The sequence below is a fragment of the Psychrobacter nivimaris genome (assembly GCF_043419765.1).
GTDB lineage: Bacteria > Pseudomonadota > Gammaproteobacteria > Pseudomonadales > Moraxellaceae > Psychrobacter.
Map to the genome: position 1 here is coordinate 396,290 of NZ_JBHOFX010000001.1, position 17,782 is coordinate 414,071.

The 17,782-nt window shown below is 43.4% G+C and carries 15 protein-coding genes and 1 tRNA gene; 6 read left to right on the forward strand and 10 right to left on the reverse strand.

Translation table 11 applies throughout. From position 1 onward, the window contains the following. Positions 1 to 176: 176 nt before the first annotated feature. The 5 genes from ACHEVO_RS01465 to speB all read right to left on the reverse strand — a co-directional run bounded on the left by ACHEVO_RS01465 (position 177) and on the right by speB (position 8,018). Positions 177 to 1,718, reverse strand: coding sequence for an aldehyde dehydrogenase family protein (locus tag ACHEVO_RS01465; RefSeq protein WP_394123636.1), 1,542 nt, complete (start codon positions 1,716 to 1,718; stop codon positions 177 to 179). Between the two features lie 156 nt (positions 1,719 to 1,874). Beyond that, positions 1,875 to 3,281: a YjiH family protein gene (locus ACHEVO_RS01470; RefSeq protein ID WP_290165634.1), complete on the reverse strand. Its 1,407-nt coding sequence runs from the start codon at positions 3,279 to 3,281 to the stop codon at positions 1,875 to 1,877. Further along, entirely contained in the window at positions 3,262 to 5,073 is a 1,812-nt protein-coding gene (gene dld, locus ACHEVO_RS01475) for a D-lactate dehydrogenase (protein WP_394123637.1), read from the reverse strand. Before dld ends, ACHEVO_RS01470 begins: the two co-directional genes overlap by 20 nt. A 105-nt stretch (positions 5,074 to 5,178) precedes the next feature. Beyond that, positions 5,179 to 6,900 carry a 5-guanidino-2-oxopentanoate decarboxylase gene (locus ACHEVO_RS01480; RefSeq protein WP_394123638.1) on the reverse strand — a complete coding sequence of 574 codons (1,722 nt, stop codon included), beginning with the start codon at positions 6,898 to 6,900 and terminating at the stop codon, positions 5,179 to 5,181. A 149-nt stretch (positions 6,901 to 7,049) separates the two neighbouring features. Next, positions 7,050 to 8,018: an agmatinase gene (gene speB, locus ACHEVO_RS01485; protein ID WP_379544586.1), complete on the reverse strand. Its 969-nt coding sequence runs from the start codon at positions 8,016 to 8,018 to the stop codon at positions 7,050 to 7,052. Between the two features lie 320 nt (positions 8,019 to 8,338). On the opposite strand from speB, the gene ACHEVO_RS01490 reads away from it, so the two are divergent. After that, positions 8,339 to 9,259, forward strand: a complete 921-nt coding sequence (locus ACHEVO_RS01490) for a LysR family transcriptional regulator (RefSeq protein WP_201567603.1) — start codon at positions 8,339 to 8,341, stop codon at positions 9,257 to 9,259. Between the two features lie 147 nt (positions 9,260 to 9,406). Here ACHEVO_RS01490 and ACHEVO_RS01495 read toward each other — a convergent pair whose 3' ends face one another. From ACHEVO_RS01495 to ACHEVO_RS01505, 3 genes are all read right to left on the reverse strand, one after another. Continuing rightward, positions 9,407 to 11,197, reverse strand: coding sequence for a potassium/proton antiporter (locus ACHEVO_RS01495; RefSeq protein WP_379544587.1), 1,791 nt, complete (start codon positions 11,195 to 11,197; stop codon positions 9,407 to 9,409). Positions 11,198 to 11,460: 263 nt separating this feature from the next. Next, entirely contained in the window at positions 11,461 to 11,796 is a 336-nt protein-coding gene (locus tag ACHEVO_RS01500) for a GlpM family protein (protein ID WP_394123639.1), read from the reverse strand. A 189-nt stretch (positions 11,797 to 11,985) separates the two neighbouring features. Next, on the reverse strand, positions 11,986 to 13,656 hold the full coding sequence (locus tag ACHEVO_RS01505; RefSeq protein ID WP_394123640.1) for an alpha-keto acid decarboxylase family protein: 1,671 nt from the start codon (positions 13,654 to 13,656) through the stop codon (positions 11,986 to 11,988). Between the two features lie 260 nt (positions 13,657 to 13,916). Here ACHEVO_RS01505 and ACHEVO_RS01510 point away from each other — a divergent pair. Next, positions 13,917 to 13,991, forward strand: a tRNA-Gly gene (locus tag ACHEVO_RS01510). 484 nt (positions 13,992 to 14,475) lie between these two features. Here ACHEVO_RS01510 and ACHEVO_RS01515 read toward each other — a convergent pair. Both ACHEVO_RS01515 and ACHEVO_RS01520 read right to left on the reverse strand, forming a co-directional pair. Next, positions 14,476 to 14,958 (reverse strand): tetratricopeptide repeat protein, encoded by a 483-nt coding sequence (locus ACHEVO_RS01515; RefSeq protein ID WP_394123641.1) that lies wholly within the window; start codon positions 14,956 to 14,958, stop codon positions 14,476 to 14,478. A gap of 262 nt (positions 14,959 to 15,220) precedes the next feature. Continuing rightward, positions 15,221 to 15,556, reverse strand: coding sequence for a helix-turn-helix domain-containing protein (locus tag ACHEVO_RS01520; RefSeq protein ID WP_394123642.1), 336 nt, complete (start codon positions 15,554 to 15,556; stop codon positions 15,221 to 15,223). A 23-nt stretch (positions 15,557 to 15,579) separates the two neighbouring features. On the opposite strand from ACHEVO_RS01520, the gene ACHEVO_RS01525 reads away from it, so the two are divergent. Genes ACHEVO_RS01525 through ACHEVO_RS01540 form a run of 4 tightly spaced genes read left to right on the forward strand, consistent with a single transcriptional unit; the run spans position 15,580 to position 17,675 of the window. Continuing rightward, positions 15,580 to 15,795: a hypothetical protein gene (locus ACHEVO_RS01525; RefSeq protein WP_021815097.1), complete on the forward strand. Its 216-nt coding sequence runs from the start codon at positions 15,580 to 15,582 to the stop codon at positions 15,793 to 15,795. Between the two features lie 26 nt (positions 15,796 to 15,821). Continuing rightward, positions 15,822 to 17,066 (forward strand): Arm DNA-binding domain-containing protein, encoded by a 1,245-nt coding sequence (locus tag ACHEVO_RS01530; protein WP_394123643.1) that lies wholly within the window; start codon positions 15,822 to 15,824, stop codon positions 17,064 to 17,066. Then, a complete protein-coding gene (locus ACHEVO_RS01535; protein WP_394123644.1) occupies positions 17,063 to 17,356 on the forward strand; it encodes a hypothetical protein in 294 nt (97 codons plus the stop codon). The genes ACHEVO_RS01530 and ACHEVO_RS01535 overlap by 4 nt, the downstream gene beginning before the upstream one ends. A 10-nt stretch (positions 17,357 to 17,366) precedes the next feature. Further along, positions 17,367 to 17,675, forward strand: a complete 309-nt coding sequence (locus ACHEVO_RS01540; protein ID WP_394123645.1) for a hypothetical protein — start codon at positions 17,367 to 17,369, stop codon at positions 17,673 to 17,675. Positions 17,676 to 17,782 lie beyond the last annotated feature (107 nt).

A 17,782-nucleotide genomic window follows, 5' to 3' on the forward strand; every position in this document is an offset into this window, starting at 1 on the left:
ATTTTATCCTGAATGGGTGCGACAGTAAAGTTAATATAAGAAACGGTCTGGTAAACAAACGTAATGCTAGGGCGCGACTTAGCTATCAACAATCACTCTACAATAATTCAACAGTCATGCTGATAGCTAGTAAATGGTCTCTACAGTGGCTAATGACAATCTAGTTAAAAATCCAATTAATCGGTCAACAATACATGTTTGCTCTTCTGATAAGCGGACAAACCATCACCGCCCAACTCACGGCCGATACCGCTTTGCTTAAATCCGCCCCAGCCTGCTTCTGGCAGTACGATTTGTTGCTCGTTAATCCAGATATGCCCGGCTTTTATTTGTAGCGCCATCTCAAGCGCGGCAGTCTCATCAGCGCTCACGATGGTTGCTGCTAAAGCAAACTTGCTATCATTGGCTAGGCGAATAGCCTCTGCGTCGTCAGTAAAGGTTGCACAGACTAATACAGGGCCAAACACTTCTTCCGTCCACAATTGACTGGTCGTTGGCACATTCGTATAGACAGTTGGCGTTACAAAATAGCCAGATGCTTCTAATAGTTCACCGCCGGTTAAACAGTCCAGATTTTCAGCTGTCGCAATATCAAAGAATTTCTTAACTTGATTCAGCTGCTGCTCGCTCACCAATGGACCCATTTGCGTCTCTGTCGCAAAACCATCACCAATTTGCAGACTTTCCGTTTTGACTTTTAATGTGTCAAACAGCTGCTCAGCGATATCTTGATGTACAACCAATCGCGACGTGGCCGAGCATATCTGACCTGCATTGGTAAATATACCGCCAATGATTAAATCACAAGCATAATCAATATCAGCATCTGCGCATACCACGATGGCAGACTTACCACCCAACTCTAGGCTAATGTCTTTGATGCCTTTTGCTGCTTGAACCATCACCTTTTCGCCGACTACATTACTACCAGTAAACGATACTTTATCAATCAACGGATGGCTGGTCATAGCAGTGCCCACTTCAGCAGCACCCGGTAAGATATTAACCACCCCTTTTGGCAAGCCTATCTCAGATAGGATATTACCTAGCATAAGCTCTGGTAATAATGTCACTTCAGACGGTTTCAATAGCAAGGTACAGCCTGCCGCTAGCGCAGGTGCCAGCTTCCAAGAAGTCGTCACCATTGGGAAGTTCCAAGGGGTAATCAGCGCACAAATACCCACTGGCGAGTATGTCTTTAACAAGCGTATACCTGACTCAAGCGTTGAGACTTTAGACCATGTGGCCTGATCTGTGATGAGATTGGCATAGTAGCGATAGCAGGCAATAGCATCCCCTACGTCTATCTTTGCCTCTTCAATTGGCTTGCCGTTGTTTAATACAGACAGTCCAACCAACTTATCGAATTGCTGTTCCATAGACTCCGCAATCGCATTTAGATAGCGGGCACGCTCACTTACACTAACCTGTGACCAGCTAGCAGACGCTTCGGAAGCCGCTTGGACTGCCGGCTCTACATGAGTACTGGTGCATAAGCGCGTCGTTGCAATCACCTCGCCTGAATTTGGATCATATAGGGCATGGTTTTCTGCATTATCAGAGTCTATATTATTAGAAGATATACCATCAGCATCAGTCGTAAGCGCTTCAATCGTCACCCAGTTGCCATTGATATAAGCGGCATTTAATACGACTTCATTTTGCGCCGTTTGTATGGCAGTTTCTCTGGTCAAATCTATAGAATTCAGCATTTCCATGATGGTCAATCGCCTTATATTTTTTTAAAAAACTGTTTTTATGTGCGTAACGTCCGTAATATGATTGGCTAAATGGTCGGTTTAACTGACTACAGAAAAACCGACCATTTGTATATTATCGTCAGGCTAGATGCCTTGTGAATACTAGACACGCCACTAATACAGTAGATGCGCCACAGACGTAATTACTACCAAGCTGATAAGCGTACGAAGGATAAAGATTAAAAATAGCTCTAATACATTTAGCTTAATATTTGACTTCAAAATCAACGCACCCACTTCAGACATGTAGATAATCTGAGTGATTGAGGCCGCACCAACGATGAATCGTGTCATCTCACTCTCGATACTTTTTCCGACCAAGGCTGGCAAGTACATATCCGCAAAGCCCATGATCATGGCAGGTGCTGCTTTTGCTGCCTCTGGAATCTGCAACCATTCAAGCAGCGGTACTAGCGGTGTGGCCAACCAGTTAAAGACTGGTGTGTATTCTGCTAAACCAAGGCCAATCGTACCAATCGCAAAAATAACAGGGATTAGACCAAAGTAGATATCAAACAGGTTGTTTACACTGCCCTTGAACACGTGACCCAAGCTAGGCATAGAGTGTGCACGAGTGACAGCGCGATTGACCGCCCATTGGTACGTTGTATATTCAGCAGGAATGCCTTCGTCCAGCATGCTTTTGCCCGAGTGATACGTATCTGGCTTGAGTGACAATGGCGGTATACGCGGCATAATAATCGCAGCGATGAAACCTGTTAGCGCGATGGTCAGATAAAAGAAGACAAAGTTATTGTCCACGCCAATGGTTTTGGCAACCACATAGGTAAAGGCGATAGAAGTGACAGAAAAGGTGGTCGCGATGACTGCGGCTTCACGCTGGCTGTAAAAACTCTTGTCATACTCTTGCATGGTGACCAGCAAACCGATAGAGGCAGCACCAAACCAAGAAGACATCGCATCAACCGCAGAACGACCAGGCAGTTTGAAAAGCTTGATAAATACTTTACTGGCTAAAGTACCCAAGAACTCCATCAGACCAAAATCAGTCAAAAACGGCAGTGATAAAATGGCAAAGAAGAACAACGGAATCAGAATAGGAATCAAATCTTCAAAAATGACACCGCCCGTATTGCGATTGATAATAAACTCGGGGCCGACTTGTAGATAAATCATCCAAACAAACAGCATGCCTAAAAATCGAGTTGCTAGCCAAAACCAATCAATATCAAAGAGTTTTTTGGTCAGCGAGCCTTCATCTAGATTGGGTTTTAGTACCTTGACTGCCAACGCCCCAATACAGGATATCGACACAATCGCCATTGTAATGTATGCCACATAACTGCCTAACGCGGCTTGTAGAGCATCGGTCAACACACCCAATAAAATCGTGACTTTACCATCCCATTGAAACGGTATGATAAATAACGCAATACCCAATGCTGAGAATAATAAAAACTTCCACATTGCTGCTCGCCACTGACCTGCTTTTGGCGTCTCTGGATCGACCGTATTATTCCCTAAAATCGGCTGCTGCGACTTATCCATATAGTTCGACATTTAACTTCTCCTTGATGGGCGATGATTGCCAGTTTTTCCATTTCTCTGTCTGACCAATACCTGGGTTGAGCGAATTGGTTGGATCCAGTTTTTTATAAAAATAATGTAGCTCAGTTTTAGCAGGATACGCATGCCCCACATTGTGCTCAGCAGGATACTCAATATGACGCTTATCATAAAATGCCAGCAGTTCATCCTTGAACTGCTTGGCATTGGTCTTAGGTTTCAATAAATAGTCTTGGTGCATGACATGACAGAAAAAATGCCCCAAATAAAAGGTTTTTCTGACTTGTTCTTGCAAGTGTTCAGGTAGAGTCTCATCCCAATCTACGGCATTTCTAGGTAAGGCAATATCGGTCGATAGCAGCTCGCCAAATTTATCTTGATTTAAATTATGATAACGAAACATGGCAGCGGTGGCGGCACTGCGAAATACCAATAACGATTGTGATTCAAGCTCTGTACATATATGCAGCGCACCTTGATACTGCTGTAGATGGTTTTGCAAAAAATTCTGCGCAGCGGCGATATTGTTGCCATCATTTTTATCAGAATTTTTATTAATGCCATTATCAAAACCATCTGCGACTTTTATAATCAAATGGTATTTATATGAGCATGCCTGCGTGGTCAAAATGGCTGGTAATGACGGCGGCATAAACTTAGATGTTAGTTGCAGTATCCAATCTGGCAGCGTCTTTGGGAGATGCCACTTATCCAGATAGTAGCCAATCTTTGCTTGCAGTCGATATAGCGACCCTATCTTGCTGGCAGGGAGCTTACGCATACTCAAGCAAGTGTCTCGGCCATAGTGCATGGTAATGTCGTTATAGTCTTTATGCATATACTCAGCCGACACAGGCAATTTCAACTCGCTTTTTAACCATTGTTTTCTGAGTGTGGTCAAGGTATCAGCGTCGTTGGTCGAGATATAAAACGTTTGCTCGTTTTTAGGCTTGGCAAAGGTCGCTACCCTCACCGCAAATACAATGACCTTGCCAGCTGAACCAGATGCTTCATACAGACCGTTGGGATCATTGTTAAATCGAGCAGGTGTCCCTGCCTCACAATCACGGACTTCGTGTTGATAATGGTAGTTGGTACATGCTTTACTGTTCGTACTATTCAGATTTTCATTGAATGTACCAGCCTGTAGAGTTTCAAGCATTTCCTCTGGGCGTGTACCTAAATCAACTCCTAAGTGATTGATTAACTCAAACTGCCCTGAGGTATTACGTTTGGCAAATAACGCCATCTCAGTATAAGCAGGTCCACGCTGCACCAACATCCCGCCCGAGCTATTGCAGATGCCGCCTATCACCGATGCGCCCACACAACTAGAGCCCAGTACTGAATGCGGCTCACGCCCTAATGGAGCAAGAATAGACTCTAATTGCTGCAAAGTAGCGGCTGGCAAAGCAACCAGTTCTGCTGCATCGTTGAGTAAATGCACGCCGCTCAATAACTGCATAGAGATTACGATTAGTGATCGATCATAATCTCCATTCGGCGTTGAACCACCCGTCAGACCTGTATTGGCCGCTTGAGCAATGATAATCACATCAAAAGCTGCACAGATATTAATGACGCGCCATAGTGCCACAAGAGAGTGCGGTATCACAACTGCTACGGTCGCGTCCGTGACAGCCTCAATCGCACCTTGCACATAAGACTGCTGTTGGCTAGGTTTTGTCAATACATTGGTCGTACCAACGACAGCAGCAAGCTCCGTCAACAAACGCGGTATTTGCTCATGTCTACTTTCTGACATTTCTCTAGCATTGGGCGTCATGAACGTCTTTCCTTGCGTAACCAGAGTTTGTCATTTTTTTGTCGTTTTTTAGACCTGTGACTATCAGTCTCGTTATTATCCGTGGCATTAGCGCCAGTATTACTGTTAATTAAAATAAGTCACTGTCTTAGCCATTTCTTTTAGAAAGTCATCTGCTTCATCAATCTCATAAATGATTGGCTGTTTACCCTTCGTGTCTGTCTTTAATGCGTCTAGCAATTGCTGCTTATCGGTGATTCTACGATAGCCAGCGCCAAACCCTGCTGCTAGTGGCTCAAAGTTTGGTGTTTTGATATTGACGCCAATTAGTGGTAAACCGCCCTCTTCCATGTAACGACGAATCTCACCGTAACCTTGGTTGTTCCATAGCAAAACAATCAATGGTAGCTCAAGCTCAGCGGCGCAGATGAGCTCGGCAATCGTAAATTGAATACCGCCGTCACCCATTAGACTGACGACAGGTAGATTTGAGCCAACCATGGCCCCAATAGCAGCAGGCAACCCATAACCTAATGTGCCAAAACCTGTCGATGAGTTAAACCATTTACGCGTCGCCAAGGCTTCAAGACCAAGGTTACCGCTATAGACAGGCTGCGTTGAATCACCAACGAAAATGACGTCTTCTACCTCATCTCTAATCAGCTTCAGTAATGCATTTTGACCCGCAAAGTCTGTCATTACGTCCTTCAAGATGGCATGCTTTGCCTCATTGACACGTGATAATGCTTGATGATCGAATGTCTGACCTTCTAAGCGACTATATAAACCACTAATCGCCATCTGCGCGTCGGACAGTACCGCGATATCTGCTCTAAATGGACGCTGCAATTGCTGGGCATCACAGTCGATACGTACCAGCGTGCCATTTATCTTAAACTCACCATTAAAGAACACATCATAGTCAGTCTCCCCAAGCTCAGTCCCAATCGCTAATACCCAGTCCGCCTCGGTAATCACGGCTCGGCCTGCGTCTAATGACTGGTTGCTACCTAAACTTAATGGATGACCAGGTGGCAGCAAGCCTTTGGCATTAATCGTCAAAAACGTTGGCGCATCTATCAACTCTGCCAATCGCTGTGCATCGTGATCGACATCGACGCAGCCGCCCCCATAAAGTATTACGGGGTTTTTTGCGGTTTGTAGTGACTGTACGATTAGGTCTAATTGTGTAGGATTCGGCAATGGTCTTGTGACCTGCGGTAGGCTCAAACTATTTATATCGGTTTGGCTATTTGCTACAGCATTTAAACTAGGCGGCTTAGCAACATGGCTGGCATCAGCAGTGATGATATCGATAGGCAGCTGAATATGTACAGGGCCAGGACGCGCACCATTAAATAAGGCAAAAGCTTCTGCAATGACTTTTGGTAGCGATTCAGGTTGCCAAATAGTCTTACTCGTCAATGCTACTTTACTAATCATGCCTTGCTGATCATGCAACTCATGCAAATGCCCTTCCTCACTACCCGTGTCTTTGACTTTATTGACACTAGAAATCACTAGCATCGGTATCGAATCAGCCAGTGCTTGCGCCATCGCCGTCATAATGTTGGTCATACCAGGGCCAGTGATGATGAAACATACGCCAATCTTGCCAGAGGCACGGTAGTAACCATCTGCCATAAACCCAGCACCTTGTTCATGACGCGGTGTCACATGACGGATATTGGTACTAGGCAAGCCGCGATACAGCTCTACCGTGTGTACACCAGGGATACCAAAAACGGTCTCTACACCATAATACTCTAGCCACTGCACCAATAGCTCACCACAGGTCAATGATGATGTGTCAGACAAAGAAGAAGGCGTTTGCGTTAATTGGGTCATGGGTCAGTCATCCTAAAAAATTTCGCTGAATATTCAGATAATTATCAATACCTCAAAACAACCTTTGTATTTTTTCTTTCATACCGATTATTAGTCACTAATTACTGGCTGCAAAGGCTGCTCATTATAGAGGTAATAAATGATGGCTATTAATAAACTGCCTTAACCTTGTCGTCATAGCGTACGCCCGGCAGGATGCATAGCATCTCGAACAATAAGTTCGCTGCCAATACCGAGGTATTACCAAATGGATCATACGGTGGTGATACTTCAACCAAATCTCCGCCCACTACATCTAGGCCGCGCATACCGCGTATGATTTCGATACCTTGAGTAGAGGTCAGACCACCGATTTCAGCAGTACCCGTACCTGGGGCAAACGCAGGATCAATACCGTCGATATCGAAGCTTAAATAGACAGGACCATCTCCTAGCTTTTCGCGTACTTCAGCCATGAGCGGTGTTAGCGACTTATACCAGCACTCTTCAGCAGGTACCACACGGAATCCTTGCTCAGTTGACCAGTCAAACTCTTCAGCGCTGTAGCCTGTACCACGTAGACCAATCTGTACCACACGATTGCCATCGATGAGGTTTTCTTCAACAGCGCGGCGGAACGGCGTACCATGCGCGATTTTTTCGCCAAACATATCATCATTGATATCAGCATGAGCATCGATATGCACCATACCGACAGGGCCATGTTTTTTAGCAAGTGCGCGCAGAATAGGCAACGCGATAGTATGATCGCCACCTAGCGTTAAAGGAATCGCGCCGTGTCTGACGATTTTATCGGTATAGAATTTTTCGATGATATCAACGCTTTTTAGCAGGTTGAATGTATTGATAGGCACATCGCCGATGTCAGCGACTTGTAGTGATTCAAAAGGCGCAGCGCGAGTGGCCACATTGTAGGGACGAATCATTCTTGACTCATCACGAATCTGTCTAGGACCCAATCTTGCACCGCTACGGTTGGATGCACCAATGTCTAAAGGTACGCCAACGAACGCCACATCTAACCCTTCAGCATCGGCTTGAGTTGGCAGACGCATCATAGAAGCGAAACCACCAAATCTTGGCATATCATTGCCGCTTAATGGTTGATTGAATGTCATAAGTTACTTCCTTGTTCTATTTGGTTTAAGTACACAATTTGCTACATGCCATTGACAATACATAAATATAAGAGCATGAACCATGGTAAAATTCAGAAGCAAACTTCTATTTTTTCGTAGTAAACGAAATTTACATATTATTATCAGAAGTTTTGACAAGCAGAATGTTTTGTTAGGTAATCTTAAAACCTTGATAAAATTAGCTTTTATTTTTTATTTCTTAGTAGATGGTACGAATACATATAGAAAAGTAAGGTTGATGAAAATTACTCAATTCTTATCCATTACTATTTAATTAATTTGATATAGGGTGGCGATCGATGCTAGATGAGCTAATAAAAATAGATATAAAAACGCTGCGTAGCTTTATGGCTATCGTAGAGTGCCAAGGCGTGACAGCTGCTCAGTCACGCTTGAATGTCACGACTTCTGTCATCAGTGGACATTTGACGCATTTAGAAGACCGCTTAGGAATGACGCTGTGTCATCGTGGTCGAGCAGGATTTAAGCTCACAGAGGACGGTGCGGCAGTGTATGAGGCTTGTTTGAGCTTTACCGAGGCCGTTGCCAGCTTTCAACATCAGTTGCACTACATCCGTCAGTTAGACTCTGTGCGTGGTGGTCATATCAGACTGTGTTTAATCGATCAGATGCCGACGCTTTTTTATGATGCGCTGCGTCAATGTTTGGCTGCAAGCTACCGTGACAATCCATTGATACACTTTTCGATTGACGTGCAAAGTCCTGAGAGCATGATAGAAAAGCTCCTCGGTAACGAGAGTGATATTGGTGTGGGGTATTTTGGTAGCTTTCCGCCGCTATTGACCTTTCAACCTGCTTTTATCGAAACACAAGTCGTCTGCTGCGGGCGTGAGCATCGTTCATTTCATGAGCCTGACAAGCTAACATTTGAGGAATTAGAGCAAGACCATCATTGGGTGAAACGAGGCTATATTACTGATGTCAGTATCAATCATATTCGCCCAAAAATACTGAGCGCAACTACCTATCAGATGGAAGCCACCGCGCAGCTTATCCTAGCAGGTCACCATGTTGGTTACTTGCCACGCGATCTAGCAATGCGCTATGAAGAGATGGGGCTGATGAAAATACTGCTGCCTGATGAGGCAAGCTATGAAGTGAAGCATCACTGGGCATACAGAGAAAACCTACACAAACATGTGGCAGATTTTTTGAACAAAATGATAAATTTGTTGTCAGAGAATTATTCTAAAGCCTAATTTATCAGCAAAACTGGCTCCTTTTATTTTAACTGCTTTCTATTTTCAAGCTATTAGTAGCTAGTGAGTCGTTTCTAACTGAATACTTTTAATAGCTAATTGCCTTACTATTTTGATCATTAGCCATTACAAAGTTACGATAAACATTTAAGCGGTCGCTGCTTGATCTTGGTGCTTTAGACCAATGGTTCTCAGCTTCCCTTTGTCATCGACTTCCTTAATGACCAATGACCATTCATCACTTATCACGACGGTGTCGCCTGACACTGGCGCAGTACCTAAATGCGATTTTACGTACTCAGCTACCGTCTGCTCCCACATATTTTTTGCGCTGTCTTCATCGGACGTTTTGAGTGTTTTTACCAGAGTCTCAGATGCCATAATTCCTGTAAAAAACGGCAAATCTCCAAGCTTAACACTCGGTGATAACAACCAATCGCCATAGAAGTCATCGATAGCTTTGCGATCTAATGTTGTGTCATTAAAAATCTTGGCGATTTTGCTCGCGTGATTACCTCTCATGGCATACCAGACACTGTCGCCGAATTTTAGCTTTGTGTTATCATCGACTACTACGATTTGCTGATTACGGACTAGCGCAAAGACACTGATTTCATCTGGATTGATACCTTTGGAGATACCCATAGGATGACGCCCAATGGCAAATGCACCCGACTTTGCCTCAAACTCATACAGCGTGATACTGGCCTTATCGGACACCCAGACTTCATGTTCTTCTTTCGGGTCTTTATTGGTTGGAATACGTACTTTAAATAGATTTGCCATCGTCGGGATGGTCGTACCTTGCAAAATCAACGACAGAACCACGACACCAAAGGCAATATCAAACAGCATAAAGGCGTTATCTATACCAGCCATGACGGGTAAAATTGCCAAAGTAATAGGCACTGCACCGCGTAAACCAACCCAAGAGATAAACCCGATCTCTCTGTCTTTAAATTTGAAAGGTTTGACACTGGTATAGACGGCAATAGGACGCGCTACAAAGATCATAAAGAGCGCGATCGCAACAGAATAATGCCAGACATTGAGGACGTTTGATGGAGTGACCAATAGTCCTAATACCACAAACAGCACTGCCTGAGATAGCCAAGCAAAGCTGTCCATCACTCGCATGACATGCTCAGTTGAACGTACCTTGTGGTTGCCGATTAGCACACCAGTGAGGTATACCGCCAAAAATCCACTGCCGCCAATGAGATTGGTCGCGGCGAACACAGCCAAACCAGCAGAGAGGATTAAAATGGCGTACATGCCTTCTGCTAAATGCACCTTGGGCAATAATCGGGATAAGAAATAACCGAACAGCAAGCCCATGCCTAGCCCAAAGCTCAGCTGCTGTAGTAATAGAACTAAAAAGCCGAATACTGTCTGACCATCAGGATCAACATTTAAAGCAATCAAACCAGTGACTAACAAAATAGCCAAGGGATCGTTGGCACCAGACTCAAGTTCAAGCGTGGCTTGCACACGGTCGTTAAGCTTGACGCCGCCATTACGTAATAGAGAAAATACCGCTGCTGCATCGGTTGAGCCGACAATCGCTGCCATCAGTAAACCAAAGCGCCAATCGACATCAAGTAGCCAAGTGACAAATACACCTAGCACCATGACCGTGACCAACACGCCCCACGTGGCCAGCGTAATCGCAGGTTTTAGACCCACTCGGAACGATTTAAAGGACGTACGTAAACCACCATCTAGCAAGATACAGGCTAAGGCGGCCTGCCCAACGAAATTGGCTAGCGCATATTGAGAGAACTCAATACCCAAGATACCCTGCTCGCCTGCCAACATACCCACTATCAAAAACAGCAACAACAATGGTACGCCTAAGCGCGCCGATAATGTACTCGCCATGATACTGGCGAAAATTAGTACTGCGCCTACGAGATACAGGATATTTAAGGTATCCATTTTTTTTGAGCCCTATTTTTTATTATTAAGAATAGTAATTGATTGCGATGGGTTTTTCGTTATCTTGCTGTTAGTAGATATTACACCAGTGAGCCTATCATAAGCGGCCATTATTCAAAATATGAATGACAATTATTTATGGCGATATTAGCATCACCATCAGAGCTAGCAGCCAATACTAAATCAATAAAAAAGTTCAAATATTAAAGTGAAGCCCACAAAATGCTATTGCTATGCTAAAAGAGTTTACGTCTTAATATTACTTAACCCTGAATGTATTGCCATGTCAGTACCAGAATCGCAGCCGCAACCGTCCAAGCGACCACACCTAATAGCAGTGCCTTGTATAAACTCATATAACTGATGCTAAAAAATACCACAAAGGTATAAATCAAATGCGGTATGACACCAAGCATACTAAATATCAGTGCGACCTTTAAATCAGCGGGACTGCGCTCAGTACCAACGATAAAGTGACTGATTAACGTAAAGGTGGGAAATAGTGGCGCAAGTGCCGCCAAATAGAAAAATCGGGTTTGGGCGAATAATTGAATCGCCAGTACCATCAATGCGCCGATAAGCATTTTTAACCAAATCACGACGAGTCCATCTCCTGTTGACTATCAAGGCTGAACGTAGCCCAATCCGCCATGATACTAAAGTCTGCAAACTGACATAAGAGCAATCGCTGATTAATTAATCCGTATGATAAAAAAATGCAAAAACCCCACTTAGCTAAGTTGCTAAATGGGGCTGTTACTTTTATTCATTAAGCTTTTACGAATGACTTAATCCTTTTTTGGCTTTAGTGCGGCGCTGATGTCTGCTAGCAATGGCGGAATATCATGCTTGTCTGCAATCACCTCAATCATTATAAGCTTATCGGTAGTCACAGCAGCTTTGTCAAAAGCAGATTTTAGCTCGCCTGCTGTCTCTGCTTTGAGTAATAGGCTATTTGCTTCTGTCGCGCCAAACGCTCGCGGCATGATTTGCCAATCGCATTTAGGAATATCGTTATAGTACTGGTTTTCGCCATGAATTGCGCGCTCTACCGTATAGCCGTCATTATTGATTAAGACGATCACAGGATTGATACGCTCTTGAATCATGACCGCCAACTCTTGAACAGTCAACAATGCTGAACCATCACCAATTAATAACACACTGCGTTTATCTGGCGATGCGATTGCCGCGCCCAAGCTGGCAGGTAACGTGTAGCCAATTGAGCCCCACATCGGCTGCCCATATGACGTCACCCCTTCTGGCAGACGCACATCACTGATACCAAAATAGGCTGTCCCTTGTTCAGAAAACACCAAGTTATTGTGGTCTAAGCGGTCAGCGATAATATGCCATAGGTCATCTTGGCGGATAGCCTCACTGTCTTTACCTTTTTGTTCGTGCGGCTTAACTTCTTCACAGAAAGGTTTTGGTACGATATTAATACCAGAGGTCATCACTTCATGTAGGGCTTGCAACGCATCTTTTAGCGCAATCGGTGCAAAGTTCTTACCACTGATAGAAGCACGCTCATAATGTAAATCTACGACCACATCTTCATTGATATCTTGGCTAAACCCTGCGGTAGTAGTGTCAGTATATTGCACCCCTACTTTAATGAGACATTCGCAGTTTTCTACCGCATCTTTGACAATTGGACGCGAAGCAACACCCGCATAAGTGCCTGCCCAACGATCACTATTTTCATCAAGCAGCGTCTTGCCCCAAGATAGCGTGGTATAAGGAATATCTGTATCAGCGATCAGTGCTTTGAGCTGTGACTGTAAGCCCAAACGATGCACCATCAAATCTGCCATTAGTGTCGTGGTCTTGTTTGGCAAAAACTCGGTTAGGGCTTGCTTAAAATCTGATAATGCCGCTTGGCTAGTAATATCTTCTTGGCTATCGATCAACTTGGTCGTTGGTGGATAGATAGGCTGACGCGCAACGTCTGGTGATAACAGTAAGTAACCTGGGCGATGCTTTTTGAGAATCAAGCGAATTACTCTATCAATTTCTGAAGCAGCATTTTCAGGGGTGAGCTGCGCTCGTGCCACCGTTACAGGCTCGACCATCTTAATAAAATGATTGAATACACCATCACCAAGCGAATGATGAATACGGCGCTTTGAGTCTTGTAGCGCTGTGCTTGGTGCACCGACGATATGCAATACCGGTGCGTACTCAGCAAAAGAACCTGCGGTCGCGTTAATCGCTGACAGCTCGCCTACACCAAAGGTCGTCACCATAGCGGCAAACCCACGCTCGCGTGCATAGCCATCGGCAGCATAGCCAGCATTTAGCTCATTGGTATTACCCACCCAGCGTAGCTTGTCAGAGGCTAGAACGTTATCCAAAAAAGTTAAGTTAAAATCACCAGGTACGCCAAATATCTCAGATGCACCCGCTTCTGCGACACGATCAAACAAGTAATCAGCGATGGTATATTGTTGACTCATTTTTTATCCTTATGACTTATCTTTGTAAGTATTGATAATTGTGAATGTTATAACGGTTAAATTATAAAGTGCGTCCTAGCTTATTTATGTACTACAAAGCTTTTGGAATACATATTATAATAAACCGTTATAACATATATCTATGGCCAGAAGACACGCCTATTTTAATAGCTTTAATTTTTTTCGTCATAGGTGTTGACACAATAAAAAAACTGCGTATAATACGCCTTCATCAACTGACGATAGTTAATTGATAATTAGCGGGAATAGCTCAGTGGTAGAGCATAACCTTGCCAAGGTTGGGGTCGAGAGTTCGAATCTCTTTTCCCGCTCCAAATACTTAAAAAGCCTCACTTAACAGTGAGGCTTTTTTTTGTCTAATTTTCAGGGCTTGTAGAGAAATTCTTGAAATATCTTTTTGAATATAGTTAAGTCTAACTACTCAATCAAAAAGCCCATTTTCGGTGCGGTGCCCATTTGGTGCCCAAACCGTGCCCTGCCCTAAAACTGCGTATGCGTATCTGACCACAACCTAGCTATTTTTGGTTCAAAAATCATCATGACACCTAACCTAGTAAATTTGGCACTATGCTGACTTTTGAACCCAACCTCAATTCAGGAAAAAACGTGTTTTTTAGATGCCTAGGTTTTTGGAAATGCGTTTCAAATTTATAGTATTTAATATTGATTTTCACTTAAAAAGCGATGACTACAACCTAATATTAAATGAACAAGTTCACTGATTGCTATGGAGAATGAATTGTTTTCGATACCCCTTGTATCTCGTCCGAAAACTGCCTAATGGTTAGTAACCTATCTTTAATTTAAGATTTGATAGTAATCGCAACCTTCTTTATAGCCGTTCTCACACGATTTGCGAATCCACTCTTTACCAATAACGGTGTTTTGACTCACACCTTTACCGCTGTAGTACATAAAACCAGTCATGAATTGGGCATAAGTATTCCCTTGGCCGGCTGCTTTTTGATACCACTCAACTGCCTTAACATGATCCTGACGCACGCCTTTGCCGTTGTCGTACATCACACCAAGGTTGTATTGAGCGCTACCAATACCTTGATTGGCAGATTTCTGAGTCCATTCAACTGCCTTAATATAATCCTGACGTACGCCTTCGCCATTGTAGTACATTGCTCCAAGAATAAATTGAGCCTCAGCATCTCCTTGGTTAGCCAAACGTTCAGTCTGATCAAAACCCAACGCCATTGCAGAAAAAGAAAACATAGCTGCGACTAAAAAGAGGGTGAGCTTACGTATCAACGATTTATTTATAAAGGTCATGACAAGTCTCAAGCAATTGATTTTATAGTTTATATTTGTACGTTACTGCCATATTAGCAAATATATTTTAGAGCAACCGAGCCGGTGAATTTTTTGTGCCCAAAACAATTTACCGTGACATCCGCTATAAGAATACAACATTATTACCTAAAACATTTAAGCGTCCTTTCTGATGAAGAATGCCTGTTCCAGAAAGGCTATATTTTCTACTAGGAAACCTTTAGCTAGAAATTCCCTATTAGCGGTTATCGTGATAGTTAATTCACTCTTTTCCTGAAGAGTCGTCCTCACCAAGTTCATCTGGAACATACTTCAAAATATCCCCTGGCGTTACTTCTAATACATTACATAGCTTACTCAAAGTATCGAACTCAATTCTAGTCGTATCATCATTATAGATTCTATGCAGCGTCGATTTACTGATATCTGTCATTCTCACTAAATCTGCTACACGCAACCTTCTTTCTGCTAAAAGAACCGGTAAGTTACATGAAATCACAATAAATTCCTTATTGGTAAGTAAAAAGTACTTGCCAATGACTACTTTTCTGATAATATAGTACTCGTTGGCAACAACAAAGTGTTTATTAAAAACCATTTAATACTGACTGGAGAACTATTATGTCACAGACCTATCTCACCACTCAAGAATTAGCCGATCGTATCAAATACGATGCACGTACTATCCGTAACCAACTTAAAGACACTGTTTTGATTGAAAACATCCATTACATTCGTCCTTTTGGCGGTCGCAAGATTCTGTATGTATGGGAGCGTATCGAAGAGGATATGTGCAAGCCGGTAATGAGCGCTATCAACGGTATGGCTTTACAGTAAGTTTTATTTAAACAAGGAGTCAAATAATGGCGTCAATAAGATCGAGACGTGGCAAGCTATTCGTAGATTTTCGATATATGAATATGCGTTGCCGTGAGACGACTAATCTCACAGACACTCCAGCTAATCGAAAGAAGCTGGCTAAAATTATCGAAAAAATGGAAGCAGAAATTACCCTAGGCATCTTCGACTATGCTGCTTACTTCCCAAAGAGTGAACGAGCGCAGGAGATGACGGCACTGGCTGATAGAGCCGAAGCTTGTATCAGTCGCAATCCGACCTTTAAGGAGTTTTCGGAAACGTTTTTTGAGGAGAGGAAGATTGAATGGCGACCGAGCTATCGGCAAAAGATACAGATTATTTTGGAAAAGTATTTGTTACCTGAGTTTGGTGGTAAAGCGGTACATGCCATAAAAAAAACAGACCTGCTGACCTTCCGTAGCTCTCTCGCCAAAGTTCGTTACGGTAAAGATGGTCAGTCAAGTCTGTCAGTAGCACGAATCAATCAGATCATGATACTTCTTCGTATGATACTAGAAGAAGCGTCAGATCGCCATGAGTTTGAGATGCCTTATAAAAATATTAAGAATCTCAAACAAGCGCGTCCTGATGTGAACCCTTTTACATTGAGCGAGGTATGGTTATTTTTAAAGCATGTACGTGCTGATTATAGGCCCTACTACGCTATCCGCTTCTTTACGGGAATGCGTACCAGTGAGATTGACGGGCTTAAGTGGGACTGCATTAACTTTGATCGTCGTGAGATCAGTATCAAAGGTGCATTAGTCAATGGTGAGATGGGTCCAACCAAGACGTTAGGCTCACAACGTGATATTGCGATATCACAGCTGGTATACGATGCCTTGTTAGAGCAGAAGGCTCGCACCTATGGTAAGTCAGAGTTCGTATTCTGCAACTCACAGGGCAATCCGATGGAGTACCGTAATGTGAATAGACGGGTATGGAAACCCACACTGGCCCTACTCGGTTTGAAACATCGGCGTGCTTATCAGACTCGGCATACAGCAGCGACGCTTTGGCTAGCTGCTGGGGAGAATCCTGAGTGGATAGCTCGGCAGATGGGTCACAGTAGTACGGAGATGCTGTTTCGAGTGTATAGCCGATATGTCCCTGATATTACGCGTCAGGATGGCTCAGCAATGGATAACTTGCTACTGGCAAGCAAAGAGAAGTTAACAAGTGCATCGAATAGCTCTGGATCTGAAGCACTCATCACGAATGCACAAACTGACAAGGAGACGTCACAATGAAAATCATTAATTATGAGGAGCTGTTTGGTGAGTTTAAACCTGACGGTGCAATTAGTGCGGATGCGAATGTTATCGCTAACTCATTGATGCGTGAGTTGTATATTTCATCTGGTCATAATCTAGCACGCTTCTTAGGAGTGAAGCGCTGCTTTAACAATGATATGGCAATGCGTGTGTGGGTTCAGAAGCGCTTGGATGCTCAGGATGGGTACTTTGTGGAAGATATGAGCAACAAGCTTCAAAGCGAGCTTTATGAGCTATTGCCGTATTCTAGCTATGGCGGCTACTAAGGAGAGTATAGTGAGTGTCAAACTTCAGCCTAATATGACGCAGAGTCCATACGATATCAAAATATGTGAGGATTACTGGGCATATGATAATCAGAGCGGCTTTATTAAACATGTGAAAACGCTTTGTGAAAAGTATGAGGTAAGTCCTCAAATACTTTTTGAGACAATCGCTCAGTGTTATGCCTACTTGGACGATGTTGTATGTGAATACTGCGGTTATGCTTGTCCAATTGAAGTACCTGCTGATATTCCTTATATGCGTGCAAAAGACAGTTGGTTATGTGCAATATGTGAGCATGCTCTATGGCAGAAGCATTAAGTCGTTAGATAACTCTTTGAGAAATCACATAACCAGATAGTTAAAGCTATCTGATTATGTGTATTAACTGCTACTTCCCAAGATTCAATTATCTAGTTTATGTAAAG